At 61.9% G+C, this 25,536-nt stretch carries 21 protein-coding genes and 1 pseudogene; 15 read left to right on the top strand and 7 right to left on the bottom strand.

Annotated features, from left to right (window positions below; genetic code table 11):
* Positions 1-16 precede the first annotated feature (16 nt).
* Both M0D65_RS27650 and M0D65_RS27655 read right to left on the bottom strand, forming a co-directional pair.
* Positions 17-457: a hypothetical protein gene (locus M0D65_RS27650; RefSeq protein ID WP_266255413.1), complete on the bottom strand. Its 441-nt coding sequence runs from the start codon at positions 455-457 to the stop codon at positions 17-19.
* Positions 458-651: 194 nt separating this feature from the next.
* On the bottom strand, positions 652-1,536 hold the full coding sequence (locus M0D65_RS27655) for a LysR substrate-binding domain-containing protein (RefSeq protein WP_091016703.1): 885 nt from the start codon (positions 1,534-1,536) through the stop codon (positions 652-654).
* A 132-nt stretch (positions 1,537-1,668) separates the two neighbouring features.
* Here M0D65_RS27655 and M0D65_RS27660 point away from each other — a divergent pair, with 132 nt between their 5' ends.
* Genes M0D65_RS27660 through thrH form a run of 3 tightly spaced genes read left to right on the top strand, consistent with a single transcriptional unit; the run spans position 1,669 to position 3,736 of the window.
* Complete coding sequence (locus M0D65_RS27660; RefSeq protein WP_301718948.1) at positions 1,669-2,448, top strand: 2OG-Fe dioxygenase family protein; 780 nt, start codon at positions 1,669-1,671, stop codon at positions 2,446-2,448.
* A gap of 59 nt (positions 2,449-2,507) precedes the next feature.
* Positions 2,508-3,128, top strand: coding sequence for a LysE family translocator (locus M0D65_RS27665; protein WP_266255414.1), 621 nt, complete (start codon positions 2,508-2,510; stop codon positions 3,126-3,128).
* Positions 3,125-3,736, top strand: coding sequence for a bifunctional phosphoserine phosphatase/homoserine phosphotransferase ThrH (gene thrH / locus M0D65_RS27670; protein WP_266255415.1), 612 nt, complete (start codon positions 3,125-3,127; stop codon positions 3,734-3,736). Before M0D65_RS27665 ends, thrH begins: the two co-directional genes overlap by 4 nt.
* A 297-nt stretch (positions 3,737-4,033) precedes the next feature.
* Here the strand turns inward: thrH and M0D65_RS27675 are convergent, their stop codons facing one another.
* Positions 4,034-4,330, bottom strand: coding sequence for a PsiF family protein (locus M0D65_RS27675; RefSeq protein WP_091016710.1), 297 nt, complete (start codon positions 4,328-4,330; stop codon positions 4,034-4,036).
* 200 nt (positions 4,331-4,530) lie between these two features.
* On the opposite strand from M0D65_RS27675, the gene M0D65_RS27680 reads away from it, so the two are divergent.
* Both M0D65_RS27680 and M0D65_RS27685 read left to right on the top strand, forming a co-directional pair.
* Complete coding sequence (locus M0D65_RS27680) at positions 4,531-4,827, top strand: YciI-like protein (RefSeq protein ID WP_266255416.1); 297 nt, start codon at positions 4,531-4,533, stop codon at positions 4,825-4,827.
* Positions 4,828-5,435: 608 nt separating this feature from the next.
* Positions 5,436-6,251, top strand: a pseudogene (locus M0D65_RS27685) (transposase); the annotation flags it as partial.
* Between the two features lie 443 nt (positions 6,252-6,694).
* On the opposite strand, the gene M0D65_RS27690 reads toward M0D65_RS27685, so the two are convergent.
* Complete coding sequence (locus M0D65_RS27690; protein ID WP_266255417.1) at positions 6,695-8,224, bottom strand: mannose-1-phosphate guanylyltransferase/mannose-6-phosphate isomerase; 1,530 nt, start codon at positions 8,222-8,224, stop codon at positions 6,695-6,697.
* A 501-nt stretch (positions 8,225-8,725) separates the two neighbouring features.
* Here M0D65_RS27690 and M0D65_RS27695 point away from each other — a divergent pair.
* The 10 genes from M0D65_RS27695 (at position 8,726) to M0D65_RS27740 (ending at position 21,804) form a co-directional block, all read left to right on the top strand.
* Positions 8,726-10,123 carry an undecaprenyl-phosphate glucose phosphotransferase gene (locus M0D65_RS27695; protein WP_266255418.1) on the top strand — a complete coding sequence of 466 codons (1,398 nt, stop codon included), beginning with the start codon at positions 8,726-8,728 and terminating at the stop codon, positions 10,121-10,123.
* A 128-nt stretch (positions 10,124-10,251) separates the two neighbouring features.
* Positions 10,252-11,685: a UDP-glucose/GDP-mannose dehydrogenase family protein gene (locus M0D65_RS27700; RefSeq protein ID WP_266255419.1), complete on the top strand. Its 1,434-nt coding sequence runs from the start codon at positions 10,252-10,254 to the stop codon at positions 11,683-11,685.
* A gap of 22 nt (positions 11,686-11,707) precedes the next feature.
* The gene (locus M0D65_RS27705) at positions 11,708-12,151 is read left to right on the top strand and encodes an exopolysaccharide biosynthesis protein (protein ID WP_091016721.1); all 444 of its coding nucleotides are present in this window, start codon (positions 11,708-11,710) and stop codon (positions 12,149-12,151) included.
* Positions 12,152-12,159: 8 nt separating this feature from the next.
* On the top strand, positions 12,160-13,368 hold the full coding sequence (locus tag M0D65_RS27710; protein WP_091016893.1) for a polysaccharide biosynthesis/export family protein: 1,209 nt from the start codon (positions 12,160-12,162) through the stop codon (positions 13,366-13,368).
* Between the two features lie 72 nt (positions 13,369-13,440).
* Positions 13,441-15,660 carry a polysaccharide biosynthesis tyrosine autokinase gene (locus M0D65_RS27715; RefSeq protein WP_266255420.1) on the top strand — a complete coding sequence of 740 codons (2,220 nt, stop codon included), beginning with the start codon at positions 13,441-13,443 and terminating at the stop codon, positions 15,658-15,660.
* A 30-nt stretch (positions 15,661-15,690) separates the two neighbouring features.
* On the top strand, positions 15,691-16,614 hold the full coding sequence (locus M0D65_RS27720; RefSeq protein ID WP_266255421.1) for a glycosyltransferase family 2 protein: 924 nt from the start codon (positions 15,691-15,693) through the stop codon (positions 16,612-16,614).
* An 88-nt stretch (positions 16,615-16,702) separates the two neighbouring features.
* Positions 16,703-17,875: a glycosyltransferase family 4 protein gene (locus M0D65_RS27725; protein ID WP_266255422.1), complete on the top strand. Its 1,173-nt coding sequence runs from the start codon at positions 16,703-16,705 to the stop codon at positions 17,873-17,875.
* A 3-nt stretch (positions 17,876-17,878) separates the two neighbouring features.
* The gene (locus M0D65_RS27730) at positions 17,879-19,339 is read left to right on the top strand and encodes a glucose-6-phosphate isomerase (protein ID WP_091016729.1); all 1,461 of its coding nucleotides are present in this window, start codon (positions 17,879-17,881) and stop codon (positions 19,337-19,339) included.
* Positions 19,340-20,611 carry a glycosyltransferase family 4 protein gene (locus M0D65_RS27735; RefSeq protein ID WP_266255423.1) on the top strand — a complete coding sequence of 424 codons (1,272 nt, stop codon included), beginning with the start codon at positions 19,340-19,342 and terminating at the stop codon, positions 20,609-20,611.
* Positions 20,611-21,804, top strand: coding sequence for a glycosyltransferase family 4 protein (locus M0D65_RS27740; RefSeq protein WP_091016733.1), 1,194 nt, complete (start codon positions 20,611-20,613; stop codon positions 21,802-21,804). The genes M0D65_RS27735 and M0D65_RS27740 overlap by 1 nt, the downstream gene beginning before the upstream one ends.
* Positions 21,805-22,173: 369 nt before the next feature.
* On the opposite strand, the gene gmd is transcribed toward M0D65_RS27740, so the two are convergent.
* From gmd to M0D65_RS27755, 3 genes are all read right to left on the bottom strand, one after another.
* On the bottom strand, positions 22,174-23,217 hold the full coding sequence (gene gmd / locus M0D65_RS27745; RefSeq protein WP_266255424.1) for a GDP-mannose 4,6-dehydratase: 1,044 nt from the start codon (positions 23,215-23,217) through the stop codon (positions 22,174-22,176).
* A 70-nt stretch (positions 23,218-23,287) separates the two neighbouring features.
* On the bottom strand, positions 23,288-24,007 hold the full coding sequence (locus tag M0D65_RS27750) for an SGNH/GDSL hydrolase family protein (protein WP_266255425.1): 720 nt from the start codon (positions 24,005-24,007) through the stop codon (positions 23,288-23,290).
* Positions 24,004-25,104, bottom strand: a complete 1,101-nt coding sequence (locus M0D65_RS27755; RefSeq protein ID WP_266255426.1) for an acyltransferase — start codon at positions 25,102-25,104, stop codon at positions 24,004-24,006. The genes M0D65_RS27750 and M0D65_RS27755 overlap by 4 nt, the downstream gene beginning before the upstream one ends.
* Positions 25,105-25,536 lie beyond the last annotated feature (432 nt).

The raw sequence follows: 25,536 nt of genomic DNA on the forward strand, positions 1-25,536 counted from the left end.
CATCGATTACCGCATTTCAATGCGGCGTGCTGCTTTTTACAGCGGGTCGGCGCAGTGCGCGGCGAACGCCGGCAATCACCAGACCGAAGCCGAACAGCACTGCGGCGGGTACCACCCAGTAGCCGACGAACGCATGCCACAGGTAACCGGCGAGCGTGCTGCGGCGAACCGAATACTCGTCGATGGCTTCCTGCTGACGCGGTGCGTTGGCGACCAGCACGTCGGCCGGGCAGCCCGCGGCACGTGCCTCGTCGGGCTTGCCGTGACAGCGCGCGGGTGCCCCCGCGGCGCGCTGCGCATCGGTGAAGTCCCAGGTGGTCAGCGCGTGCTCGAGATCGACGGCGTTGTAGGCCATCTCCTCGTGGATCTCGCGGACCGCAACGATCAGTACCGGCACGGCCCAGAACACGATGACAACCAGCCATCGCGTGAACCAGCGGTTTTGTCTCCATGCCATTCTTGCCTCCGTTCAATGCGCGCTCGCATCAACGACAAGACGGCGGCCCGATGGCGCATGATGTTTTATGTGGGGGTGGGCCGTCTCCGCAGCCATCATAGAAGAAATCGGGCGGCGGTGTGCATGTCGCGCTGCAGTGGAACGCCGATCGGGCACGATCGATGCTGGGTGGATGGCACTGCGTGCCGCGAAGCCTAACCTGCCTTGCTCCCAATCTGGGAAGAGCACGCCTGCATTTCTCCCAGAACCCAGTTCGCCAGACGCGCGAGCTTCGATTCAGGAGTGATTGGGTCGGGCGAGAGCAGGTAGTAAGCCGAGCGATCCCTTTTGAAGCCGTGGGGTGCAACCAACTGCTGCGCACGCAATTCGTCCTGCACCATGAAGTACGATGCCATGGCCATGCCAAGTCCTGCCATGGCAGCTTGAATGCAGAGATAGAAGTGCTCGTAGTCCACTCGTTTGCCCTTCTTTATCGGCGCTCCACCGGCGCTTTCCCAGTTTTTCCACGCAAGCGGCCGCGACCTGGTATGCAGCAGTACGGGGTTTGCGCGCAAAAAGCCTTGCCGATCGGCTCGACACACCGGCCCGACCCATTCATCGCTAATTTTCAGCGAATGAATCTCGCTGCCCCAATTGAAATCATTGCGACGCAGCGCTACGTCAACTCCCGATTTCTGGAAATCAATAGGACCTCCCGCCGCCGACAGATGCAGCTGGATGTCGGGATGGGCGTCTTCGAATGCCGGTAGTCGCGGAATCAGCCACTTCATCGCGATTGTTGGTTCGCACGACAACACGATCACGCTCTGGTTGGTTTGTTGCCTGATCCGATAAACGGTGCCTTCCAGTTGCTCGAAGACGGACTGGGTCGTCGTCAGCAACAGGCGACCGACTGGGGTAAGAAACACCGCACGATTGCGTCGTTCAAACAGCGCCGTGCCGAGTGCATCTTCCAGTTGCTTGATCTGGCGGCTGACGGCGCCATGCGTGACATGCAGTTGCTCTGCCGCCTGGACAAAACTATCTGCCTGGGCGGCGACATTGAACACCCGAAAAGAGGTCAGTGGGGGAAGTTTCATTTTCTATTTGTGTGAGAAAAAATCACCGATTCAATGTACCACAAATCGATTTTTATAATCGCAGGAGTCCTCGACAATGATTTGCCGGTCGTGCAACCGGCGAACAAAGATTATAGAAAGCGAGGATACCAAATGGAACACGCGTACCAGGACGAATCTCATGCCCAGTCAAGCGACCAGGCTAACCGGGCAGCGAGGGAAGCCGAGAATTTATGTCAGTTTATTGCACGGAAGGATTTCTGCTTCCTGCCGGCAGCCAAAACGGAACGTTTGCTGAAGGCAATAACGGGAACCACTCTGGAGAGCTGGGAGCGATTTCAAGATAGCTGGAATCGACTGGAACCCGATCTCCACATGGCCGACGGCGGCACCTATCGCTATCGGCGGCACGCAACCTTCAGCGCACTCCCGTCCGGGCGTTGCGCCATTCGCGAATCGCACCAGCCGCACTATCAGAGTCTCGACTACAACCATCTGAACGGCGGGGTTGCCCGGGATTTTGCGCCGATCGCGAGTGACATCGCGCAGGGGGATGTCCTTACGGCAATTTTGTCGTTCTGCTGTGAATTGTTTGGCAGGCTTGCTCCCTTCTATGGCTGGCACATCGAGGTTCACCAGTTTCGAATCGATGCATCACAGGCAACGGCTAATCCGACGCCAGAAGGTATCCATCGCGATGGAGTCAACTTCGTGTTCATGATGATGGTGAGCCGAAGCAACATCGTGAACGGTGAGACAAAGATCTACGATCGCGGCCGCCAACCTTTGTCCGCGTACACGTTGATGGCACCGCTTGACGCCGCGATCGTCAACGACGAACGCGTGATGCACGGTGTAACGCCAATCGCGCGGCTGGACGATGCCCAGCCCGCGTATCGCGACGTGCTGGTGGTCACCTTCTGCAAAAAATAGATGTAGCTCGAGAAACCATCCCGGCGGAGATCATCCGCCGTCCTCTTCCTGGAACTCCAATGAACGAATTACTCGCGGTAGCAATGATCACTATTCTCGCTGTCATCAGCCCTGGGCCAGATTTCGCGATGATTACCCGGAACAGCTACGCATATGGACGTCGCTCCGGACTGATTTCGGCGCTTGGTGTTGCCCTCGGCGTACAACTGCACGTGCTCTATACGGTGCTCGGTATTGCCGTCGTTATCGCACATTCGCCCGTTCTCTTTCTGGTCATGAAATTTCTCGGTGCGGGCTATCTGATCTACATTGGATACAGGTCGCTGACGAACAAGTCGCGTCTGACGCTCGACTTGTCGACAGGGCATCGTCTGGGCATGTGGGTCGCCTTTCGCAACGGGTTTCTGACCAACGCGCTCAACCCGAAGACAATGTTGTTCGTCGTGAGTTCGTACACGCAGATCGTCAAACCGGGTAGTCCTCTAGCAATCGATTTTGCTTATGGCGCTTTCATGTCGCTGGCCCATCTGGCCTGGTTCAGTCTCGTAGCGATCTTTTTCTCATCCGAAGTCTTGCGCCAGGCAATGCTGGAGAAGCAGCGTATTGTCGATCGGATCATCGGGACAGCGTTGATTGCGTTGGGACTGTCGCTGGCCTTCACTGCCGTGGGATTCAAATGAGCGAAGTACTCGAGAAAGTGGCGTGTATCGATCTTGAAGGTGTGCTGGTTCCGGAGATGTGGCCGTATATCGCCCAACGCACAGGTATCGATGTGCTCCACGAGACTACGCGGGAGGTTCCGGAGTATCGCTTGTTAATGGCCAGGCGGATTTCTGCACTCAGAAGTCACGGTGTGACGCTGCCGCAGACGCAGGAAATCCTGGCGGAGATCGCTCCATTTCCCGAGTCGACGGACTTTCTCGCCAGGATTGGCGAGCAATACAGCGTGCGGATTCTTTCCGATTGTTTTTACGAGCTGGCGGATCCGGTACTGGGATTGCTCGGGCGGCCGACGGCGTTATGTCACCACCTTGTCACCGACGATGATGGATTCATCGTGCGCTGTGAATTCGCACCATCCCGTCGGGGCAAGGAAGACGTGGTGGCGGCGTTTCTCGACGCTGGCAGCGAAGTCGTAGCGGTAGGAGATGCCTTCAATGATCTGGAAATGCTGAAGCTTGCGACGCGAGGTTTTCTGGTGCGGCCATCCGAATCCACGCGCGCCATGGCAGCAAGCCGAATCTGTGTCGTCGAACATGTTGACGAGATCGTGGAGATGCTGCGCTAGACGCCGTCGAGCCGATCCCAGGTAGATGAGAACTGCCGGGTGCATCCCAAGCTCAATCTGAGCCCGGCGAATCGGTGCGATCTAGGGTGGACGAGCGGCGAGGGGATGATTCTGTGGAAGTTTCGATCACCGCGGTGCGGGTATGCAGGCGATTGAAAGTATTTAGTAAGAAATGGCGGCTTGACGGACGATGAAGTGAGCCGCGTACTGCGGGTCCGAAACGCAAAGAAGGCCCGCCGGCCCGGCTGTGTAGCGTGACAGCCGGCCCAGCGGACCCAGAAACAATACTGTCGTGGCTCAGCCCTTGTTGCTGAGGCAGGTCTTCATGAACGCCTTGCGGTCGTCGCCCTTCTTGCCGGTCGCCTGCGTGTTGCACATCTTCATCTTGTCCTGCTGGCTCATCGGACCCGATGCGGCAACGGGCGCGCTCGACAGGCAGCTCTTCATGAACGCCTTGCGATCATCGCCTTTCTTGCCGGTGGCCTGCGTGTTGCAGGTGGCCATCTTCGATTGCTGGGCATTCTGGGCAAAGGCAGGCGCGCTGGTCAGCAGACCGCCAAGGACGAGGGCAGCGATAGCGGATTGGATTTTCATTTGACACTCCCACGATATTGAACGTTATTGGTAGTCGTTGCGACGAGCAGGGCGTCTCCGGCATCCCAAGCCTGGCGCGATGACCATTATGGCAAAGCTGTCTGCCAGAACGGCTAAATAGTTGCATTGGTTGACAGCGGCGAGGCAGGATATTCCCTCAGCGCGATTACCCATCCCCAACCAAGGAAAGGAGACCGACGATGCACTACCTGATGTTCTACGACCTCGCCGCCGACTACCTCGAGCGACGCGCTACCTACCGCGCGGCGCACCTGCAGCTCGCGTGGGCCGCGGCGGAGCGCGGCGAACTGCTGCTGGCCGGGGCGCTGGCCGATCCCGTCGATGGCGCGGTACTGCTCTTTAGCGGCGAGTCGCCGGCGGTCGCCGAGGCGTTTGCGAAAGCCGATCCGTATGTACGCGAGGGGCTCGTCACGCGCTGGCGCGTGCGTCCGTGGACAACCGTCGTCGGCGAACAGGCCGCGACGCCGGTGCGCTAGCGGTCTATCAACGCCAGCGGTCGTGCGAAGCGCATGGGCGAAGGGCGGCGGAGCAATCGCACAGGAATCCAAACGATGCAACGTGCATCGATCCAGCGATGCCGCTGCATCCGCCGCCGGCAATAACCAGGATCCAGCCAGGATCAACCAGACTCACCGCGCCAGCCGTTCACAACAGCTCGGCGCCCGTTAATAAGTGCCGTTGCACCGGCCCAACGGCCGCGCAGCGCGCCAATCCGCTCATCCGGCGGCCAATGCGCTGCCACACCGTGTCTGGAGCCGCCGGGACTGCCAGCCCATCTGCCCAGGCAGCAAAGGAAACGACGCAGCGAAAAGGACAAGTTTGTTTCTTTCAGTAACACTTGTCTCTGTCATATTCACGCAAACCCTGGGGATGGTATGCTTCGTGCACAAATTCTCCCATGCACGAGTGAGACCATGTTTTGTGCTTCGTCAATGGGAAAGTCCGCACTAAGGCTGTGCTGATTTTCGCAAACGGGCTAAAACGTAAAGCATATTGTGCAACCTGGGGCATAGCGCGAATGACGCTAGATCAATAATCGCGAGTGCCCCTCGCCGCGGCCAGGCCAGGCTGCGTGGAGAAACGCATGTTTTTCGATGAGCTAAGCAATGACGAATGGGCGCAGCTTGCTGTGCTTGTTTCTGATGAGCCGGCTATCCGTCTTAACAGACGTGGCCGACCCCGAGCCGAACCGCGCATCGTTGCGAATGCGGTCCTCTGGATCCTGACAACCGGTGAGCCCTGGTCGAAACTGCCAGGCCGCTATCCGTCGGGTCCGACGTGCCGGCGCCGTTTCGAAGAGTGGCAGATCAACGGTACGTTGACCGAGATGATCCGTCTGCTATCGCAGGTCGGGCGCAGCTTCGCCTATGTGCCCGAACCTGGCGTACCTGTCGCACCACCCAAACCAGTTGCCGACACGCAGCCGCACACGCCCGCGCTGCGTGACGATGGTTTGCGTGGCGTGTTCTGGAGAAGTCCCGAGTCGTGGCAAACCTCGCCTCGTGCGGCACACCCCGCGCACGAGTGGCGTTCGCTCGACCCGATCGCCGACATCACGCGACAACTCTCCGGCACGGCAACCGACGAATCCACCGATGAAGAACTGCTGCAAGACCGCGCGCATGTCGGCGCGGAGCGGTCGCTCGATTGCGAGCATCGTCCGGTGTGGATGAACATGACCTCGCGCGGCAAGCAGGTGGTCGACCGGCGCGGCTATACGATCTACGTTGCGCTCGAGCAGGTGCCCAATGCGATGTTCCGGGCATGGGCGGAGATCATGAAGGACGGCAAGCGCGTCGAGCGTTCCGGTCTGATCGGTCCGCGTTTCGCGCAGGCCGATGCGGCGCAGGAGTTCGCGCTCGGCTGGGCCGACGACTGGATCGATCGTCATTGCCGCACGCTCGCGGCCGTTGCGGGCATCGACGAAGCGATCAGCGCAGCAGGGCATGAAGCGCAGCAAGAGGCAGGGCACAACGCAGCAGCCGCGCCGGCGGTAGTGCAGATCGAAACAAGGATCGAAGCCAGGCACGAAAGCGTCAACGCAGTACCGGTGCAAAGCGCGCCGCGCACGCTGCCCGCTGTCCGCAGCGTGCCGGAACCCGTGAACAGTTATTCGGCCAACGCCCATGTCGCTGCATACACGCACGCATGCAGGGTCGCGCTACGCCGTTACCCGACCGGCACACCGGCCGCCGAGCAGGCAGACAACAACAACGCGGGCGATCGATTCCCGAAAGCCCCAGAACTCGTCTCCCACGCGGGATGAGCACAGCAGCAACCCGCGGACGGCAGGAGCAGCCGCCGCAGGATTCGCACTACCGCACCACCCGTTGAGTATGTGACTTACTGCCGTCCGTACGTATCGTCGAAGCGCACGATGTCGTCTTCGCCGAGATATGAACCGGATTGCACCTCGATGATTTCCAGCGGCATCTTGCCGGGATTCTCGAGTCGGTGAGTGACACCGAGCGGGATATAAGCCGATTCGTTTTCGGAGACAATGAAGCGCTCTTCACCGCGTGTGACGAGCGCCGTACCGCGCACGACGATCCAGTGTTCCGCGCGGTGGTGATGCATCTGCAGCGACAGACGCGCACCGGGTTTCACGACGATGCGCTTCACCTGGAAGCGCTCGCCGGTGTCGACGGAATCGTAGTGGCCCCACGGGCGATGAACCTTGCGATGGTTCGCCGCTTCGGGGCCCGCTTCATTGCGAATCCGGCCAACGATCTTTTTAACGTCCTGCACGCTCGCCTTGTCGGCGACGAGAATCGCGTCGGCGGTTTCGACCACGACGAGATTGTGCGTGCCGACGCAGGCGATCAACCGGCCTTCCGAATGCGCGAAGGTCGATTTGGCGCCTTCGAACATCACACGTCCACGGCCGACATTGTCTGCTTCGTCCTTCGGCAGGATCTGCCAGATCGCATCCCACGAGCCGACATCCGACCAGCCCGCGTTCAGCGGCACGACCACGCCGGTGCAGACCGACTGATCGTTGCCGAGCTGCTCCATCACCGCGTAGTCGATCGAATTCGATGGTGAGGCGACGAACGCATCGCGTTGCAGCCGGAAGAAGTCGCCGTCCGTTTTGCCGCCGGCATAGGCCGCGATGCATGCATCGTGAATCGCGGGCTGGAAGTGGGCGATCGCGGCGAGCCAGGTCGACGCGCGCATGATGAAGATGCCGCTGTTCCACCAGTACTCGTTCGAGGCGACATAGCGCTGCGCGAGTTCGAGATGCGGTTTCTCTACGAAGCGATCGAGCCGGTGCGCAGCGACGCCGGGCGCATTGACTGGCCCGGTCAGCGCTTCGCCGATGCGGATATAGCCGTAGCCGGTTTCCGCGTGCGTCGGCACGATGCCCATCGTCGCGACATGACCGTTCGAGGCATGCTGCACGCCGGCGGCCACGGCCGCATGAAACCCGGCGATGTCGGTGACGGCATGGTCGGCGGGCATCACGACCATGATGCCGTCGCTGTCTTCCGCGACGATCGACAGGGCGGCCACCGTTAACGCAGGCGCCGTGTCGCGGCCGACAGGCTCGAGAATCAGCCGGCTCGTCTTGCCGCTCGTGCGCAGCTGTTCGGCGGTCGTGAAGCGGTGTTCTTCATTGCTGACCACTACCAACTGGTCCGCCAGCGGGTGACCTGCTTCGAGTCCGTCGAGCCGGCGTGTCGTGGATTGCAGCAGCGAATCGTCGCCGAGCAGGCCGATCAGCTGCTTCGGATACTGTTCGCGCGACATGGGCCATAAGCGTGTGCCGGAGCCGCCGGCCAGAATCACCGGATGGACCTTCAGCTTGACGTTCTGGGACGTGACAGTCGAAAACCGGGTGTCGGCGGCGGGCGCCGTAACCGGAGCGGTCATGATGTACTCCTCGGGGCTGGGTCAATGCGACGAGTTGTATCACGACGTAAATAGTCAATAAAAGAATGAGAAATTTCCATATCGGAAATGGAATAAGGAAATGATCAATTCCGGTAAACGTGCGACGGTTTTATTTCAATAAAAAATAGAATCGAAAAAAATAATCGACGAAATCCAGTGGGGAAATTTTCTGGAATTTTTGCGGCCACGCAACATGTTCCGGAAGCGTTTCCGCAGATGGTGGAAATTCGTACAGGAAGTGACGTACAGAGCCCCGTTTCCGCCCTGCAACATCAGTAAAAAGGTAAAAATTGCCGAACAAAATTCGACAAAAATAGCGCAAGGATTACCGATACATTTTGAGATATTTTGCGGCCTTGCAGCGCGAATTTTAATGCCGCTTTATCTAACCCTGTACAGGGGTATTCACTCATTCGGACAACGATTCCCGTGCAACGCAACCAGGTGACGGAACTTGAATGACGAACTGAGGTACGGCTCATGCTGAGCGTGTTATCGAGAATCATCGACATCGCGATGGTCGGACTCGGCGCGTGGCTCGCGGCGGCGTTCCACAGCGGGCAGTTTGGCTGGTTGAACGACATGCAGAGCGTCACGCTGACGTTCAACTGCCTGCTGGTGGTCGTGTTCTTTCCGGCGCTAGGCATCTACCAGTCGTGGCGCGGCAAGCCGCTGTACGACCTGCTGTGGCGTGTGACGGGCGGCTGGCTGATGGTGGAGGGCACAGGCATTCTGATGAGCTTCAGCTTGCACCGTGCCGAGTTGCTGTCGCGGCTGTGGCTCGCGTACTGGGCACTGGCAACGGTGCTGCTGCTGGTGATCACGAAGGTGCTCGTCTACACGGTGTTGAAGAGCCTGCGCCGCGAGGGCTTCAACCTGAAGGCGGTGGCCATCGTCGGCGGTGCGCCGTATGGGAAGTTTTTGATCGAGCAGATTCGCAGCCGGCCGGAAGCGGGTTTCAGCCCGGTGGTCGTGTTCGACGAAGAAGGGTCGCGCAATCATCACGAGGACCCGGATGCGGCGGAAGCGATCGAAGGCGTGCCGGTGGAGCGCGATTACGCGGCGATGATCCGGCTGGTGCGAACCCACGAGATTCGCGAACTGTGGCTTGCGTTACCGATTTCGAAGGAGCGTGCGATTCATCGTTTCGTCATGGAGTTCCGGCATGACTTCGTCAACATCCGCTTCATCCCGGATGTGCGCAGTCTGACGCTGTTCAGTCAACCGATGGTCGATCTGCTCGGCGTGCCCGCGATCAACCTGGCCGCGTCGCCGATCACCGATCTGCGCGTGTTGCCCAAGCGCGTGTTCGACCGGCTGTTCGCACTCGGCGCGCTCACTGCGCTCGCGCCGGTGATGCTCGTGATCGCGGCGCTCGTGAAGACGACTTCGCCCGGGCCGGTGTTTTTCCGGCAGAAGCGCAAGGGCATCGATGGAAACGAGTTCGAGATCTACAAGTTCCGTTCGATGAAAGTGCACGCGGAGGTCGCGGGCAAGGTGACCCAGGCGACGCGCCACGATTCGCGCATTACGCCGGTCGGCGCGTTTTTGCGGCGCACGAGTCTCGACGAGCTGCCGCAGTTCATCAATGTGTTGAAGGGCGAGATGTCGGTGGTCGGACCGCGGCCGCATGCACTCGAACACGACGACATCTACAAGGATCTGGTGAAGGGCTACATGCACCGCTACCGGATCAAGCCCGGCATCACGGGCTGGGCCCAGATCAACGGCTACCGGGGCGAGACCGACCGCATCGAAAAGATGATGGGGCGCGTGAAGCTCGACCTGTACTACATGCAGCACTGGACCTTCTGGCTCGACATCAAGATCGTCGTGCTGACGCTATGGAAGGGTTTCACCGGCCGCAACGCGTATTGACCGATTCATATGCCGCCGGTGGACCCACGCGGGCTGCAACAGGCACAGATCCATTTCCGCATGCGGTGCCCGCGCATCGCAGCCGACTTTCTCCGTTTTGGACGCATTCAATCTCCGAGGTGTAATTCATGAACCTGACGATCATTGGTAGCGGTTACGTAGGCCTTGTGACGGGCGCCTGTCTTGCCGACATCGGCAACGACGTGTTCTGTCTCGACGTCGATCCGCGCAAGATCGACGTCCTCAACAACGGCGGCGTACCGATCCATGAACCCGGGCTGCTGGAGGTCATCGCGCGCAACCGCAAGGCGGGGCGTCTGAAGTTCTCGACCGATGTCGAAGCGGCCGTCGCGCACGGCGACATCCAGTTCATCGCGGTCGGCACGCCGTCCGACGAGGACGGTTCCGCCGACCTGCAATACGTGCTCGCCGCGGCGCGCAACATCGGTCGCTACATGAACGGCTTCAAGGTGATCGTCGACAAGTCGACGGTGCCGGTCGGCACCGCGCTGCGCGTACGCGAAGCGATCGCGGCAGAACTGGCCACGCGCGGCGAGCATCACATGTATTCGGTTGTGTCGAACCCGGAATTCCTGAAAGAGGGTGCCGCTGTCGAAGATTTCACGCGGCCCGATCGCATTGTGCTCGGCTGCGACGACGATGTGCCTGGTGAAAAAGCGCGCGAACTGATGAAGCGCGTGTATGCGCCGTTCAACCGCAATCGCGAACGCACGCTGTACATGGACGTGCGTTCCGCCGAATTCACGAAGTACGCGGCCAACGCGATGCTCGCCACACGCATCTCGTTCATGAACGAACTGGCGAATCTCGCCGACCGCGTCGGTGCCGACATCGAGGCCGTGCGCCGTGGCATCGGTTCCGATCCGCGCATCGGCTACGACTTCCTGTACGCGGGCTGCGGCTACGGCGGCTCGTGCTTCCCGAAGGACGTGCAGGCGCTGATCCGCACCGCCGACGAATACGACGAAGGCCTGCGCATCCTGCAAGCCGTTGAAGCCGTGAACGAAGCGCAGAAGAAGATTCTCGCGCACAAGATCGTCGCGCGGCTCGGCGACGATCTGAGCGGCCGCACGTTCGGCGTCTGGGGCCTTGCGTTCAAGCCGAATACCGACGACATGCGCGAAGCGCCGAGCCGCCCGCTGATCGCCGAACTGCTTTCGCGCGGCGCAACCGTGAAGGCCTACGACCCGGTGGCGCGCGACGAATCGCGCCGCGTGTTCGCGCTCGATCTGCAGCATGCGCCCGAGCAGCTCGCGCGCCTGACGTTCACGAACGAAGAGATGGAAGTGGCCGATGGCGCCGATGCACTGGTCATCCTCACCGAGTGGAAGGTGTTCAAGAGCCCGGACTTCGACAGCCTGAAACAGCTGTTGAAGAACCCGCTGATCTTCGACGGCCGCAACCTGTACGAACCGGATGCGCTGCGCGAACTCGGCATCGAGTATCACGCGATCGGTCGCCAGCATTCGCCGACCACCGGTCGCGACGAGGTACCGCAGGCCGTGTCGCGCGAGCCCGCGCGTACCACTGCCGCGCTTTGATGGGTGTCAAGAGGAGCTGCCTATGTTCGCCAATGTCCTGATCGTCTGTCACGCCAACGTGTGCCGTTCGCCCGCGGCTGAAGCGCTCTTCAAGGCGCGCCAGCGCAGCGACGTGGCGCAGCCGATCGCTTTCCAGTCAGCGGGTCTGCGCGCGAAGGACGGCGCCGACATCGACCCGGTGATGAGCTGGCTGCTGGCCCAGCAGGGCATCCGGGCCGGGCAGCATCGGTCGCGGCGGCTCACGCGCCGCATCGTGCGCGACGCCGATCTGGTGCTCGTCACCGAACGTCGTCAGGTGGAGGACGTCGAGTCGCTGGACCCGGCCGCCCGCGGCAAGGTCTATCCGCTCGGCAAGTGGGAAGACGCCGACGTCGTCGATCCGCACGGCCGCGCCGAGTCGGACTACCGGAAGAGCCTGATGTTTATCGATCGACTGGTCATGGGATGGCTGAACAAAATATGCTGAATATGTTGATGCGCAAGCCTACGCCGCTCACCTCGCTTAAGTCGCTCACTGCGCTTGCGGCGCCCATTTTGCTGACGACCTTTCTGTCAGCCTGCTCGACTGTGCCGGGATACTTTCTCGACACGTCGCGGCTCAAGGAGGAACCGCGTACGACGCCGCAGGAAACCTATCCGGTCAAGGTGATCGACTCCGATCTCGTGCTTGCCGAGGCGAAGGCGCAGGCGGCTGCGGCTGCGTCGCAGGCGCTGCCGCCGTCGCGCTTTGCGGACCCGGCACAGTACATCTACCGGCTCTCGCCGCAGGACATTCTCGGCGTGACCGTGTGGGATCACCCCGAACTGACTACGCCTAACGGCACCACGCTGTCGGCGGGCGGCAATACCACCCAGTCGGTTGGCCAGGTGCTGCAGCAACCGTACACGACCGCGCTGCCCGGTCAGGCGGATCCGTTCGGCCAGACCATCTCCGCCGACGGCACGATCTACTTTCCGTTCATCGGCCGCATCCGCGCGGCCGGCAAGACCGCCGGCGAACTGCGCGACCAGATCGCCGCGGGGCTCACGCCCTACATCAAGAATCCGCAGGTCGACGTGCGCGTGCTGTCGTACCGCGGCCAGAAAGTCCAGGTGACCGGTGAAGTGAAGACGCCGGGGCCGCTCGCGATCAGCGACGTGCCGCTCACGCTCGTCGATGCCATCACGCGCTCGGGCGGCACGAACTCCGATGCCGATCTGCAACGCGTGCGCCTCACGCGCAACAAGCAACTGTACGTGCTCGACGCCAACGGCCTGCTCGATCGCGGCGACACGACGCAGAACGTAATGCTGCAGGCGGGCGACATCATCAACGTACCGGACAACACCAACAGCCGCGTGTTCGTGCTCGGCGAAGTGAAGTCGCCGCAGCCGATGTACATGCTGAAGGGCCGTCTGTCGATTGCCGATGCGTTGTCGCAGGCAGGCGGCATTCTCGACACCGACGCCAACCCGCGGCAGATCTACGTGCTGCGCGGCATGAAGGACAACCCGACGAAGCCCGAAGCGTACCGGCTCGACCTGACGCAGCCGGACGCGATCATGCTGTCGGCGCAATTCCAGTTGCAGCCACAGGACGTGATCTACGTCGGCACGGCCGCATCGGCGACGTTCAACCGCGTGCTGAACCAGGTGCTGCCAACCATCCAGACCATGTTCTACGTGAAGCAGTTGACCCACTAGAGGCCTGAACCGCCGTGCGGCATGCGTTCCCTCCGGAGCGCATATCCGCGGCGACCCACCCGGGACCGAATGATGAGTAATCAAGTAAATCCGCATCTGGCCTTGATGGCGAAGACCGAGGAAGAGGATGTTCTCCTCGGTCAGCTGCTGCAGGTCATCGTCGACGACATCTGGTGGCTGATCGGCATCGCGGCGATCGTCGTCGCGATGGCCGGCCTCTACTGCTACATCGCGAAGCCTGTGTATTCGGCCGATGCGCACGTGCGCGTGGAGCAGTCCGACAACACGTCGCAGGCGCTCACGCAGACGCAGACTGGCGCGGCCATCACGAGCGGCTCGACGGCACTGCCGACCGACGCCGAGATCGAGATCATCAAGAGCCGTGGCGTGCTTGCACCGGTCGTGCAGCAATGCAAGCTCAACTTCATGGTCGGGCCGAAAACGCTGCCGATACTCGGCAGTCTTGCGGCGCGGCTCGCGACGCCGGGAAAGCCGGGGCGTCCGTGGCTCGGCATGAGTTCGTACGCATGGGGCGGTGAAGTGGCCGACGTGGATTCCGTTGAAGTCACCCCGGCGCTCGAAGGCCAGAAGCTGACGCTGACCGCGCTCGGCGACGGCCGCTATCAGCTGCAGGCCCCCAATGGCAGCGTCTTGCTGAACGGTCAGGCCGGTCAGCTCGCGCAGGGCGGCGGTGTGTCGATCCTCGTGAATCAGCTGATTGCACGGCCCGGCACGCAGTTCAACGTCATGCGCGCCAACGATCTCGACGCCATCACCGCGTTCCAGTCCGCGATCCAGGTGACCGAGCAGGGCAAGGGCACCGGCGTGATCCAGATCTCGCTCGAGAATGGCGACCCGGCGCGTGGCGCACAGATTGCCAACGCACTCGCGCAGTCGTATCTGCGCGAACACATCGCGACCAAGCAGGCCGACGCGAGCAAGATGCTCGACTTCCTGAAGAGCGAAGAGCCGCGTCTGAAGAGCGACCTCGAGCGTGCGGAAGCGGCGCTCACCGCGTATCAGAGCAAGTCCGGCTCGATCAACGCAAGCGACGAAGCCAAGGTCTATCTGGAAGGCAGCGTCCAGTACGAGAACCAGATTTCGTCGACGCGTCTGGAGATCGCATCGCTCGAGCAGCGCTACGGCGAAGACCATCCGATGTTGAAGGCCGCGCGCCAGCAACTGGCCGAACTCGAATCGCAGCGTACGAAGTACAGCGACCGCTTCCGCGATCTGCCGGCCACCGAAGTGAAAGCGGTGCAGTTGCAGCGCGATGCGAAGGTCGCCGAAGACATCTACGTGCTGCTGCTCAACCGTGTGCAGGAACTGGCGGTGCAGAAGGCCGGTACCGGCGGCAACGTGCATCTGGTCGATGCCGCGTTGCGCCCCGGTTCGCCGGTGAAGCCGAAGAAGGTGCTGATCCTGTCGGCGGCGACGATCCTCGGGCTGATCGTGGGGACCGGCTTCGTGTTCCTGCGCCGGAACATGTTCAAGGGCATCGACGATCCGGAACACGTCGAGCGCACGTTCCATCTGCCGGTGTACGGCCTCATCCCGTTGAGCACGGAACAGGCGGCGCTCGAACAGGCGGTCGTGCGCGGCGGCGACCGGCAGCGTGCGGTGCTGGCGGTCGCGCGCCCGAAGGATGTCTGCATCGAGAGCCTGCGCAGTCTGCGCACGTCGATCCAGTTCACGCTGCTCGATGCGCGCAACCGCGTGATCGTGCTGACCGGGCCGATGCCCGGCGTCGGCAAGAGCTTCCTGACGATCAACCTCGGCGTGCTGCTCGCGCACTCGGGCAAGCGCGTGCTGATGATCGACGGCGACATGCGGCGCGGCTCGCTCGAACGTCACATTGGCGGGCCGCAGGAGAACGGCCTGTCGGAACTACTGTCCGGGCAGATATCGCTGGAAGAAGCGATTCGCCCGACCAACGTCGAACACCTGAACTTCATCTCGTGCGGCCAGCGTCCGCCGAACCCGTCCGAACTGCTGATGTCGCCGCGTCTGCCGCAATACCTCGACGGTCTCGCGAAGCGTTACGACGTGATCCTGATCGACACGCCGCCGGTCCTCGCGGTGACCGACGCGTCGATCATCGGCGGCTATGCAGGGTCGACGTTCTTCGTAATGCGCTCGGGCATGCACAACGAAGGCGAGATCGGCGATGCGTTGAAGCGTCTGAAGGTAGCCGGCGTGCACGTGCAGGGCGGTATCTTCAACGCGATGCCGGCGCGTGCGCGCGGCTATGACCGCAGTTATGCAGCTGTGCAGGAATATCTGAGTACGTGAAATTCATCCGATAAGACTGGAGAACAACTGATGAAAGTGACGGTACTGGTTCCGACGTTCCGCCGCCCGGCCGATCTCGCGCGCTGCCTCGCGGCGCTGCAACTGCAGCAGCGCGCGCCCGACGAAGTGGTGGTGGTCGCGCGCGCCGACGACGACGCAACGCATGCTTGCCTGCGCGACCCGGCCGTTACCGGCAATTTGCCGTTGCGGGTCGCGCCGGTCGCGTTGCCCGGACAGGTGGCCGCGCTGAACTGCGGGCTCGATACCGCGACCGGCGACGTGATCGCCATCACCGATGACGACGCAGCACCGCGTGCGGAATGGGTGCAGCGCATCGCCGCGGCATTCGCCGGCGACACGCGGCTCGGTGCACTCGGCGGACGCGACTGGGTCCACGAAAGAGGACGCATCCTCGATGGCTCGCGGCCGCTGGTCGGCAAGCTGACGCCGTCGGGCAAGATCATCGGCAATCACCATCTGGGCGTGGGCGAAGCGCGCGAAGTCGATCTGCTGAAGGGCGCCAACATGAGCTACCGGCGCGCCGCGATCGGTTCGATCCGCTTCGATGCGCGGCTGCGCGGCAGCGGCGCCCAGGTGCACAACGACATGGCGTTCAGTCTGAGCGTGAGAAACGCGGGCTGGAAGCTCGTGTACGACCCGCGCGTCGCGGTCGACCACTATCCTGCCGAGCGTTTCGACGAGGACCGTCGCGACGCACAGACACTCATCGCGGTGCGCAACGCCGCGTACAACCTGCATCTGATCCTGCGCGAGAAACTGCCGCCGCTGCACCGCGAGACCGCGTGGTGGTGGTACGCACTGGTCGGCACGCGCGTCTATCCCGGTCTCGCACATGCGGTACTCGCGCTGCTGTCGAAACGCGGACGCTCGCAATGGTCGCGCTGGCGCGCGGTGCGCGGTGGTGCGCATGAAGCACGGCGCGCGCTGTCGTGAGTGTTGTGGCTCCATGCTTCGAGTCATCGCTGTCGATGCATACGACGAGCACTAACTATTGGCTGCACTGGCGGTCCGGAGTATCTGCATGACGACGAACATTCACGTGCATCTTTTTTACGGCGCCGACCCGCGGTCTTACCGCAAGGGCGAGAACTTCGGTTGCCTGTACGGCTATCACCACGCGGAATCCGACGAATTCGCGCTCAGCTATTCGCAGGACGCGCGAGAAAGCGCGCCGGTGCGACTGTTTCGTCGCGGACTGAAAGCGGTGCTCGGTTTCGACCTGATCCATACCTGGCGCAACCGCAGCGAGATCCTCGCCTCCGATGTGATCTGGACGCATACCGAGCAGGAGTATCTGTCGGTTGCGCTGGTGCTGTTGCTGGCGGGCCGGCGTGCCGCGCCGCCGTTGCTGCTTGCGCAAAGTGTCTGGCTGCTCGACAAGTGGCCGCACTATGGCGCGCTGCGGCGCTGGTTGTATCGCAAGCTGATTGCGCGTGCCGACGTGTTGACGACGCTCGCGAGCGAGAACGCGGAGCTGTGCCGGCGCTATCTCGGCCGTGAAGCGACGCATGTGTACTACGGGCTCAACACCCAGGATTTCCCGGTGCAAACGCCCGCCGAATGGTTGCCGCACACGCCGCTGCGCATTGCCGCGATCGGCAACGATCGCGACCGCGACTGGGAAACCTTGATTGCCGCGTTCGGCAACGACGCGCGTTACAGCGTACGGCTTGCGACGCGGCGCAAGATCCCGCAGACGTTGCGTGCACCGAATGTCGAGATCGCACCGGCCGCGGGCTTGCGCAAACAACGCGAGCTGTACGACTGGGCCGACGTCGTGGTGGTGCCGTTGCGCCCGAACTCGCACGCGTCGGGTATCACCGTGATGCTCGAGGCCGCGGCCGTGGGCAAACCGATGATCGTCACGCAGGTCGGTGCACTGGAAGATTACTTTTCGGCGCAGGCCGCGGCTTACGTGCCGCCGTTCGATGCCACCGCACTACGCGAAGCCGCCGACCGCCTCGTCGCGCAACCGGCCATGGCGCTGCGCCAGGCGCAATCGGCAGCATTGCAACTGATGTCGCGCGATTTCACAACGCGCCAGTTCGCGCTCCAGCACGTGCGTATCACGGAAGAACTGTTGCAGCGGAATCCGACCGCGCGTGCCCGGCAGAGCACGGGCGCTACACCTTCGTCACCGTCGCCCGTCACTGCGCAGCACACATCGTCGGGTGAAGCCCGCGGGGGCAGGTAAGCGATGTCGTCGATCATGCGAGCTGCCGCCACCGGTGCGGCGCGTCCCTTCGGCGGCGATCCGCAGGTCTGGTTGCCACCCGTGCTGCTGTGGGTGATCACGGCCGCGCTGATCCTCGCGCACCAGGGCACGGTGCTGACGCTCGCGTTCCCCGTGCTGTCGATCCTCACGGGCTTCTGGCTCTACTTCAAGAGCCCCGTGCGCTATATCGGCTTCATGTGGTGGCTGTGGTTCCTGAGCCCCGAAGTGCGGCGTCTCGCCGACTGGTCGAAGGGCGGCTTCACGCCGACCAGTCTGATCCAGATCGCGCCGCTGGCGGTGACGCTGATCAGCGGGCTGTCGCTGGTGCGCTACTACCCGGTGCTCGCGCAGCGACGCGGCCTGCCGGTACTGCTGATCCTGCTCGGCCTCGGCTACGGTTTTCTGATCGGCGTGATGTCGAGCGGGCCACTTGCTGCAGCCTACGATCTCGCCAACTGGATCTATCCGATCCTGATCGGCTTTCACATCATGGCGAATCCGCGCCAGTACCCCGAGTACCGCGACACGATCGTCAACACCTTCATCTGGGGCATGCTCGCGATGGGCGGCTACGGGATCGTGCAGTTCTTCCTGATGCCGCAGTGGGACGCGATGTGGATGATCGGCTCGCAGATGAATTCGCAGGGTGACCCGGTGCCGTATGGCGTGCGCGTGTTCAGCACGATGAACTCATCGGGACCGTTCGCGTTCGCGATGATGGGCGCGATGGTCTATGTGATGGCGGCCAACCACCGTGTGCGCTGGATTGCCGGCGCGCTGGGTTTCCTGTCGTTTGCGCTGAGCCTCGTGCGCTCTACATGGGGTGGCTGGGTGATCGCGCTGGCCATCCAGTTGCTGAAGTCGAACAACCGCATCCGCATCCGCATTATCGTGAGTGCGGTGCTGCTGGCCGGCCTATGTGTGCCGCTGCTCGCGGTCGGTCCGGTTGCGGACCGGATGCAGGCGCGCCTGCAAACGCTCGTCAATCTCAACGACGATGCGAGCTACGCGGCACGCAACGAGTTCTACGCATCGTTTGCGAAGACCGCATTCACCGACGTATCGGGCGAGGGTCTCGGCGCGACCGGCTCCTCGACGAAGCTCTCCAACGACGGTGGCGAACTCGGCAAATACGGCAATTTCGACAGCGGCGTGATGAACATTCCGTTCGTGCTCGGCTGGCCCGGCACGCTGCTGTACCTGTCCGGCATCCTGTGGGTGCTGGCGCGGGCGATCCGCGCATCGTTCCGCCTGCGCGACGACAAGTTCGCGTCGGCCTGTGTCAGCTTGAGTGTGGCGATCGTTGGGATGCTGGTGTTCACCAATTCGCTGGTCGGCACCGGCGGGCTGCTGCTTTTCATGAGCATGTTTTCGATTCTTTCCGCGGCCCACTGGCAAAAACAGAACCGCAGACACAATCTGATTCTTAACGGAGGCACCTGAGTGAGAGTCGCCATTGTCACGCACGTCGTTCGCCATAACGACGGCCAGGGGCGCGTGAACCACGAGATCGCGCAAGCGGCGCTTAACGAGAACATCGCGGTGACGCTCGTCGCATCGCATGTCGCGCCGGATCTGCTGGCACATCCGCTGGTGCGCTGGGTACCGATCAAGATCGGCCGCTGGTGGCCGACCAATCTGCTGCGCCAGCAGGTCTTCGCACTGCGCAGCGCGTTGTGGTTGCGGCTGCATCGCCGCGAGTACGACGTACTGCATGTGAACGGCTTCATCACCTGGGCCACCGCCGACGTCAACACCGCGCACTTCGTGCACAGCGGCTGGTTGCGTAGCCCGTATTACCCGTTCGGTATCACGAAGGGGCTGTGGTCCGCTTACCAGGCGATCTATACGCGTCTGAACGCATGGCTCGAACGCGGTGCGTACCGACGCTCGCGCGTGATTACCGCGGTCTCGCAGAAAGTCGCCGCGGAAATCGCGGCGATCGGGCTCACGCCGGATAACCGGCTCGACGTGATCTATAACGGCGTCGATACGCAGGGCTTTGCAGCGGCTCAGGGTGACAGAGCGAAGTTTGGTCTGCCCGCGGATGCGTTTCTGCTGCTCTTCGTCGGCGATCTACGCACGCCGCGCAAGAATCTCGGCACCGTGCTCGAAGCGCTGCGGCATCTGCCGGAGCGTGTGCAGATTGCGGTGGCCGGGTATCTGCCAGGCAGTCCCTATCCGGAGCAGGCGAAGGCACTTGGTATCGCGCATCGCGTGCATTTTCTCGGGCTCGTGAAGGAGATGCCGGTGCTGATGCATTCGGTCGATACCTTCGTGTTTCCGTCGCGTTATGAAGCGATGAGCCTGTCGCTGCTCGAGGCGATGGCAGCGGGCTTGCCGGTGGTCACCGCGCGCACGGCGGGCGGCGCCGAAATCATTACGCCCGAGTGCGGCATCGTGCTCGAGGACCCGGACGATCCGACGGCGCTCGCTGCGGCGATTGCGAAGCTTGCCGGTGCCGACGATGCACGCCGTGCGATGGGTGCCGCGGCGCACGATCTCGCGACCGGTTTCGGCTGGCCGCGGATGGCGGCGCAATACATTGCGTTGTACCGGCAACTGGCGGGACAGCGTACGGTGCGGTCTAGCTCCGGCAGTGCCACCGATACCGCGGATGTCGCGAAGGTCGCTAGCGTGACGAATACAACAACCGCTACAACCGCAACGAACCTGTTCGCAGGTCACAACGCAGGCCACGAGGGAGCGAAATAATGCAGGCCACCACACTGAGAGCTGTTCCAGCCGCCACGCCTATCCGTTCGATCCGTTCACTGCAGATCGGGATGCACTGGTTTCCCGAACGCGCCGGCGGTCTCGACCGGATGTATTACTCGCTGGTCGGCGCACTGCCGGGGGCGGGCGTCGCGGTGCGCGGCGTGGTTGCGGGTTCGGCGCGAGTCGCTGCCGACACGGATGGTGCAATCGAAGGTTTCGGATCGGCGGCACAGTCGCTGCCGTTGCGTTTGATGGCCGCGCGCCGCGCGCTGCGTCGGCAGGTCGAAGCGCAGCGTCCCGACGTGATCTCGTCGCACTTCGCGCTGTACACGTTTCCGGGGCTCGACGTCACGCGCGGCATTCCACAGGTTTCGCATTTCCAGGGACCGTGGGCCGACGAAAGCCACGTGGAGGGCGCCGATTCGCTGGGTCAGCGCGCGAAGCGCTACCTCGAGCAGACCGTGTACGCACGTTCGTCGCGATTGATCGTGTTATCCAGCGCGTTCGGCAAGATCCTGACGACACGCTACGGCATTCCACAGGACCGCATTCGCGTGGTGCCCGGTTGCGTAAACGTCGACCAGTTCGATCTACCGATGTCGCAAAACGAAGCACGTCTGAAACTACAACTGCCGCTTGGACGACCGATCGTGCTCGCGGTGCGACGCCTCGTGCGACGTATGGGGCTGGAAGATCTGATCGATGCGGTGAAGCTGTTAAAGCGCAGCGAACCGGACGTGTTGTTGCTGATTGCAGGGAAGGGTCGGCTTGAAGGCGAACTGCAGACGCGTATCGACGAAGCGGGCCTTGGGGAGAACGTGAAGCTGCTCGGCTTCGTGCCCGATCAGCATCTGGCGGCGTTGTACCGCGCGGCAACGATCAGTGTCGTACCGACGGTTGCGCTGGAGGGATTCGGGTTGATCACGGTGGAATCGCTGGCATCGGGTACACCGGTACTGGTGACACCGGTGGGTGGCTTGCCCGAAGCGGTTGCAGGGCTATCGCAGGACCTCGTACTACCGACGACGGGCGCGGACGCGATCGCGGATGGACTCGCACGCGCGCTGAACGGTTCGTTGAAGTTGCCGGACGAGCAAGCGTGCAAAGCTTATGCACGCGCCAATTTCGATAACAGCGTGATCGCCGGCAGAGTAGCCGAGGTATACGAAGAAGCGATTGCGCTGGGGTAGGGGGTACGGAAAGCGGACGGCCACGGCCGTCCCAAGTGGTCACCCAACCGCAAGCACGCAGTGCGAGCGGGATGAATGACGGCTTTGTCACTAAGGCATAGGGCGCAGGGGACAATCTCGTCTCGGACCACTACCGCGTCGGTGCGAGGACGACACTTAGGCGCGGGCCACGAAGGCTACACACGGAAAGGACCAGGTAACGTCTCGAGCGGCTTTCTTTGCTTACTTTCTTTGCCGCGCAAAGAAAGTAAGTGCCGCCCCGCACAGGGGCAACGCCTGCGCCGCGAGGCGCTAACGAAGAGCCGCCTGCACAGGCAAACGAACAAGCCCGCTGCAGGCAAAAGCCAAAGCCTGCTGCAGGCAAAAAACCTAAAACGTCTCTGCCACCTGATTCCGAGCAACATCGGCAGCAACCATCATCTGACAGAGCTGCTCAAGCGTAGTCTCCGGCACCCACCCCAGTTTCTCCCGAGCCTTATCGGCGCACCCGATCAAAAGCTCAACCTCAGCAGGCCGATAAAACCGCGGATTCACACGAACCAGCACCTTGCCAGTAGCGACATCAATACCAGTCTCACTCTCCGCCTTCCCCGACCACTCCAGCTGATAACCCGCCGCAACAAACGCCATCTGCACAAAATCACGCACAGTCTCCGTACGATTAGTCGCGAGCACATAAGTATCGGGCTCGTCAGCCTGCAACATCCGCCACATACCATCGACATATTCCTGCGCAAACCCCCAGTCGCGCTTCGCATCCATGTTGCCGAGCTCAAGCACGTCATGCTTGCCAAGCTTGATCTTGGCGACCGTGTCGGTGATCTTGCGCGTAACAAACTCACGACCACGCAACGGCGACTCATGATTAAACAGAATGCCGCTGGTTGCGAAAATACCGTACGACTCGCGATAGTTGATCGTCGTCCAGTGCGCGAACAGCTTCGCCACCCCATACGGGCTGCGCGGATAAAACGGCGTGTCCTCGCGCTGCGGTACGGCCTGCACCTTGCCGAACATCTCGGAGGTCGAGGCCTGGTAGTAGCGCATCCGCGGGTTGAGGATGCGAATGCCTTCAAGCAGATTCAACGCACCGATACCGGTCACTTCCGCCGTCGTCACCGGCTGATCGAACGACACACCGACAAAGCTCTGTGCCGCAAGGTTGTACAACTCGTCGGCCTGCGCATGCTCGAGCAACCGCAGCGTCGAACCAAGATCGGTCAGATCGTGCTCGACGAGCCGCAGGTTCGGATGGTCGGTTACGCCCAGTTCGTCCATGCGCCAGAAATTGACGGAACTGGTGCGACGATAGGTGCCGGTCACCTGATAGCCCTTGCCAAGCAGCAGTTTCGTCAGATATGCGCCGTCCTGGCCGGACACGCCGGTGATGATCGCTTTGCGCTGGTTGGTCATGAGTTGCCTTCGGTAGTAAATAATCGGAATCTGCGCGCCGTTGCAAACAGCTACGAATAGCTACGCGTTGCTACGAGCTGCCATCAAGCATGCGCGCCACGAGCGGATCGAGCACGCGAAAATCCTGCTGTGCTTTCAGCCGATAAAGCTCCGGCTTCGGATGCGCGCCGTCGGACATCATCGTCTGCCAGGCGGGCAGACCAGTGATATACGCGAACTGGTCGACGAGCGGCACGTGCTGTTCGGCGGCCACGCGTCGCGTCATCGCGACCATCTCCGCGAGTCGCGCGTTGCGACGACCATCCGGCATCGGGTTCGACGTTTCGAGCACCGGCAACTTGCCTTGCGCACGCGCCGCTTTCACGAGCGCCGTTTCCGCTTCGTAGAACTGCTCGGGTGTCTGGTTCTGCATCACTTCGTTGATGCCGTAGTTGAACGTCACGATCTGCGCATGCGATGCGGCGATCCGTTCGTTCCACTGCAAGCCGGCGCCACGCCCGGTGCCGCTCAGCAATTGCGTAGCCATCGTTCCGCCCACGCCGAGATTCGTCACGCTGACACGCTCGCCGTGCGCATCGTGCAACTGGTCTTGCAGGAACGTGACTGCGTTGTCCGCCTGCGGACCGCAGCCGCCGTTGCGGCACGTGATGCCGAGCGTGGTCGAGTCTCCATAGGCTTCGATCAGCACCTGTCGTGTGCCGGCTGCGACGCAGTGCAGCGATGCCGTCGCGGCCACTGCGGCGATCGAGATCCGGGCCAGCCACGCGCTAAAACGCGTGCGGCCGCTCATGCGCTGGTCCTCGTGGCATCGGCAGGCGCAGGGCGCACCGTTGCAACAGGTACAACCGGTACGGCCGACCCGCGGCGCGTCGCGCCGTGAATCAAGCGCCGCTCGAACGCGAACCAGCTCACGCTCGCATACGCCAGCGTGACGATCAGCGCGAGCGCCGCGGTGACGATACGGCTGTGATGCAGCGGCCACAGCGCATACAGCACGGTCAGGTGAATCAGGTAGATCGTATAGCTGATGGTGCCGATATACACGAGCACCGGGTTACTCAGCAGGCGTTTGACGATCCCCTTGCTTTGCAACGCGATCACGACAAGCGACGTGCACAGCACCAGCGAGATGCTGTACAGCGCCGCATTGGACAGCGGCGTATTCGCGGCACGAAAGCGCGGATAGTGCAGATGCAGCCACGCAAGCACGGCCAGTGCAACGAGCGCGCCAACCACGGCGAGCAGCTTGAACGGTTCGAGCGCATCGCGATCGCGCCGTACGGTGACCGCGAGCAAGGCGCCCGCGGCCAGCAGATCCATGCGGAACGGCGTCAGGTAGTAGATCGGCCAGAACGAATCGAACCACGGCGTCGCAATGGCGCGCAATACGGGCACCCCGACTATCAGCGCCGCCGCGACCCACGCAAGCGCACGTTGCGGCACGAGCAGGATGACAAACGGCCAGACGATGTAGAACTGCTCTTCGACCGCCAGCGACCACAGCACATTGAGGCTGTCATGTCCGCTCTGGTTCAGCGCATCGCCGATATTGGTCGCGAAGAACGCGTACCACTGCCAGTGTTGCGCCCATCCGAGGCCGAACAGCAGCGACGAGACGATCATCAGCAGCACGTAGGGCGGCAGGATGCGGCGTGCACGCCGCGCATAGAAATAACCGAAGTAGCTCTGCTGACGCGACTTGCGCTCGAGCAGGATGCCGGTGATCAAAAAACCGCTCAGCACGAAGAACAGATCGACGCCCATCCACAGCGGCGCCTTGAGCGCATGCTGGGCAAACACCGCGAGCACGGCGATCGCCCGCAAACCGTCGAGCTGCACGATGCGCTGCTGGTGGGAGGGTGGGGCAGGCAATGCGCTGGCTGTCATGAACCGTCCGGAAAGTGCGCCGTACCGGCCCGCGGAAAACCCCACATGCGGCGCGTGACGCGCACACGCTGACGCTTTCCGCGTGGCCACGGAAGTGGAGTCCATTCTAAGGAAAAGAAACTGCAAAAAAACCGGAATGAAACAGTCGAATGCTGCGAATGACATCACACCGTCATCGGGTGAATGATCGGATTAACGGCGCAGTGAAGTGAATTGACTTCAGGATATATCTGCAAAAACTGCAAACCCGCTCCGCGCAAGGCGGTAAAAACGATCTGTCAGGCACGCCGTGTGCACAGATAACGCGGTTTGTTTCATTTCGATCTATTTCTTTCTGCTTATCGGGCGGATTCACAGCGCGTTTGAATATTTTTGAATTATTTTAGATTTTCTTTGGAGCGAGACTTGCACGTATCGTCATGTGCAGTCAGG

This window comes from Paraburkholderia sp. CHISQ3 (assembly GCF_030464945.1).
GTDB classification, from domain to species: domain Bacteria; phylum Pseudomonadota; class Gammaproteobacteria; order Burkholderiales; family Burkholderiaceae; genus Paraburkholderia; species Paraburkholderia megapolitana.

Excerpts from the sequence above, each read along its gene's own strand:
- M0D65_RS27650 (WP_266255413.1), bottom strand. The coding sequence starts at position 457 with ATGGCATGGAGACAAAACCGCTGGTTCACGCGATGGCTGGTTGTCATC.
- M0D65_RS27655 (WP_091016703.1), bottom strand. The coding sequence starts at position 1,536 with ATGAAACTTCCCCCACTGACCTCTTTTCGGGTGTTCAATGTCGCCGCC.
- M0D65_RS27660 (WP_301718948.1), top strand. The coding sequence starts at position 1,669 with ATGGAACACGCGTACCAGGACGAATCTCATGCCCAGTCAAGCGACCAG.
- M0D65_RS27665 (WP_266255414.1), top strand. The coding sequence starts at position 2,508 with ATGAACGAATTACTCGCGGTAGCAATGATCACTATTCTCGCTGTCATC.
- thrH (WP_266255415.1), top strand. The coding sequence starts at position 3,125 with ATGAGCGAAGTACTCGAGAAAGTGGCGTGTATCGATCTTGAAGGTGTG.
- M0D65_RS27675 (WP_091016710.1), bottom strand. The coding sequence starts at position 4,330 with ATGAAAATCCAATCCGCTATCGCTGCCCTCGTCCTTGGCGGTCTGCTG.
- M0D65_RS27680 (WP_266255416.1), top strand. The coding sequence starts at position 4,531 with ATGCACTACCTGATGTTCTACGACCTCGCCGCCGACTACCTCGAGCGA.
- M0D65_RS27690 (WP_266255417.1), bottom strand. The coding sequence starts at position 8,224 with ATGACCGCTCCGGTTACGGCGCCCGCCGCCGACACCCGGTTTTCGACT.
- M0D65_RS27695 (WP_266255418.1), top strand. The coding sequence starts at position 8,726 with ATGCTGAGCGTGTTATCGAGAATCATCGACATCGCGATGGTCGGACTC.
- M0D65_RS27700 (WP_266255419.1), top strand. The coding sequence starts at position 10,252 with ATGAACCTGACGATCATTGGTAGCGGTTACGTAGGCCTTGTGACGGGC.
- M0D65_RS27705 (WP_091016721.1), top strand. The coding sequence starts at position 11,708 with ATGTTCGCCAATGTCCTGATCGTCTGTCACGCCAACGTGTGCCGTTCG.
- M0D65_RS27710 (WP_091016893.1), top strand. The coding sequence starts at position 12,160 with ATGCGCAAGCCTACGCCGCTCACCTCGCTTAAGTCGCTCACTGCGCTT.
- M0D65_RS27715 (WP_266255420.1), top strand. The coding sequence starts at position 13,441 with ATGAGTAATCAAGTAAATCCGCATCTGGCCTTGATGGCGAAGACCGAG.
- M0D65_RS27720 (WP_266255421.1), top strand. The coding sequence starts at position 15,691 with ATGAAAGTGACGGTACTGGTTCCGACGTTCCGCCGCCCGGCCGATCTC.
- M0D65_RS27725 (WP_266255422.1), top strand. The coding sequence starts at position 16,703 with ATGACGACGAACATTCACGTGCATCTTTTTTACGGCGCCGACCCGCGG.
- M0D65_RS27730 (WP_091016729.1), top strand. The coding sequence starts at position 17,879 with ATGTCGTCGATCATGCGAGCTGCCGCCACCGGTGCGGCGCGTCCCTTC.
- M0D65_RS27740 (WP_091016733.1), top strand. The coding sequence starts at position 20,611 with ATGCAGGCCACCACACTGAGAGCTGTTCCAGCCGCCACGCCTATCCGT.
- gmd (WP_266255424.1), bottom strand. The coding sequence starts at position 23,217 with ATGACCAACCAGCGCAAAGCGATCATCACCGGCGTGTCCGGCCAGGAC.
- M0D65_RS27750 (WP_266255425.1), bottom strand. The coding sequence starts at position 24,007 with ATGAGCGGCCGCACGCGTTTTAGCGCGTGGCTGGCCCGGATCTCGATC.
- M0D65_RS27755 (WP_266255426.1), bottom strand. The coding sequence starts at position 25,104 with ATGACAGCCAGCGCATTGCCTGCCCCACCCTCCCACCAGCAGCGCATC.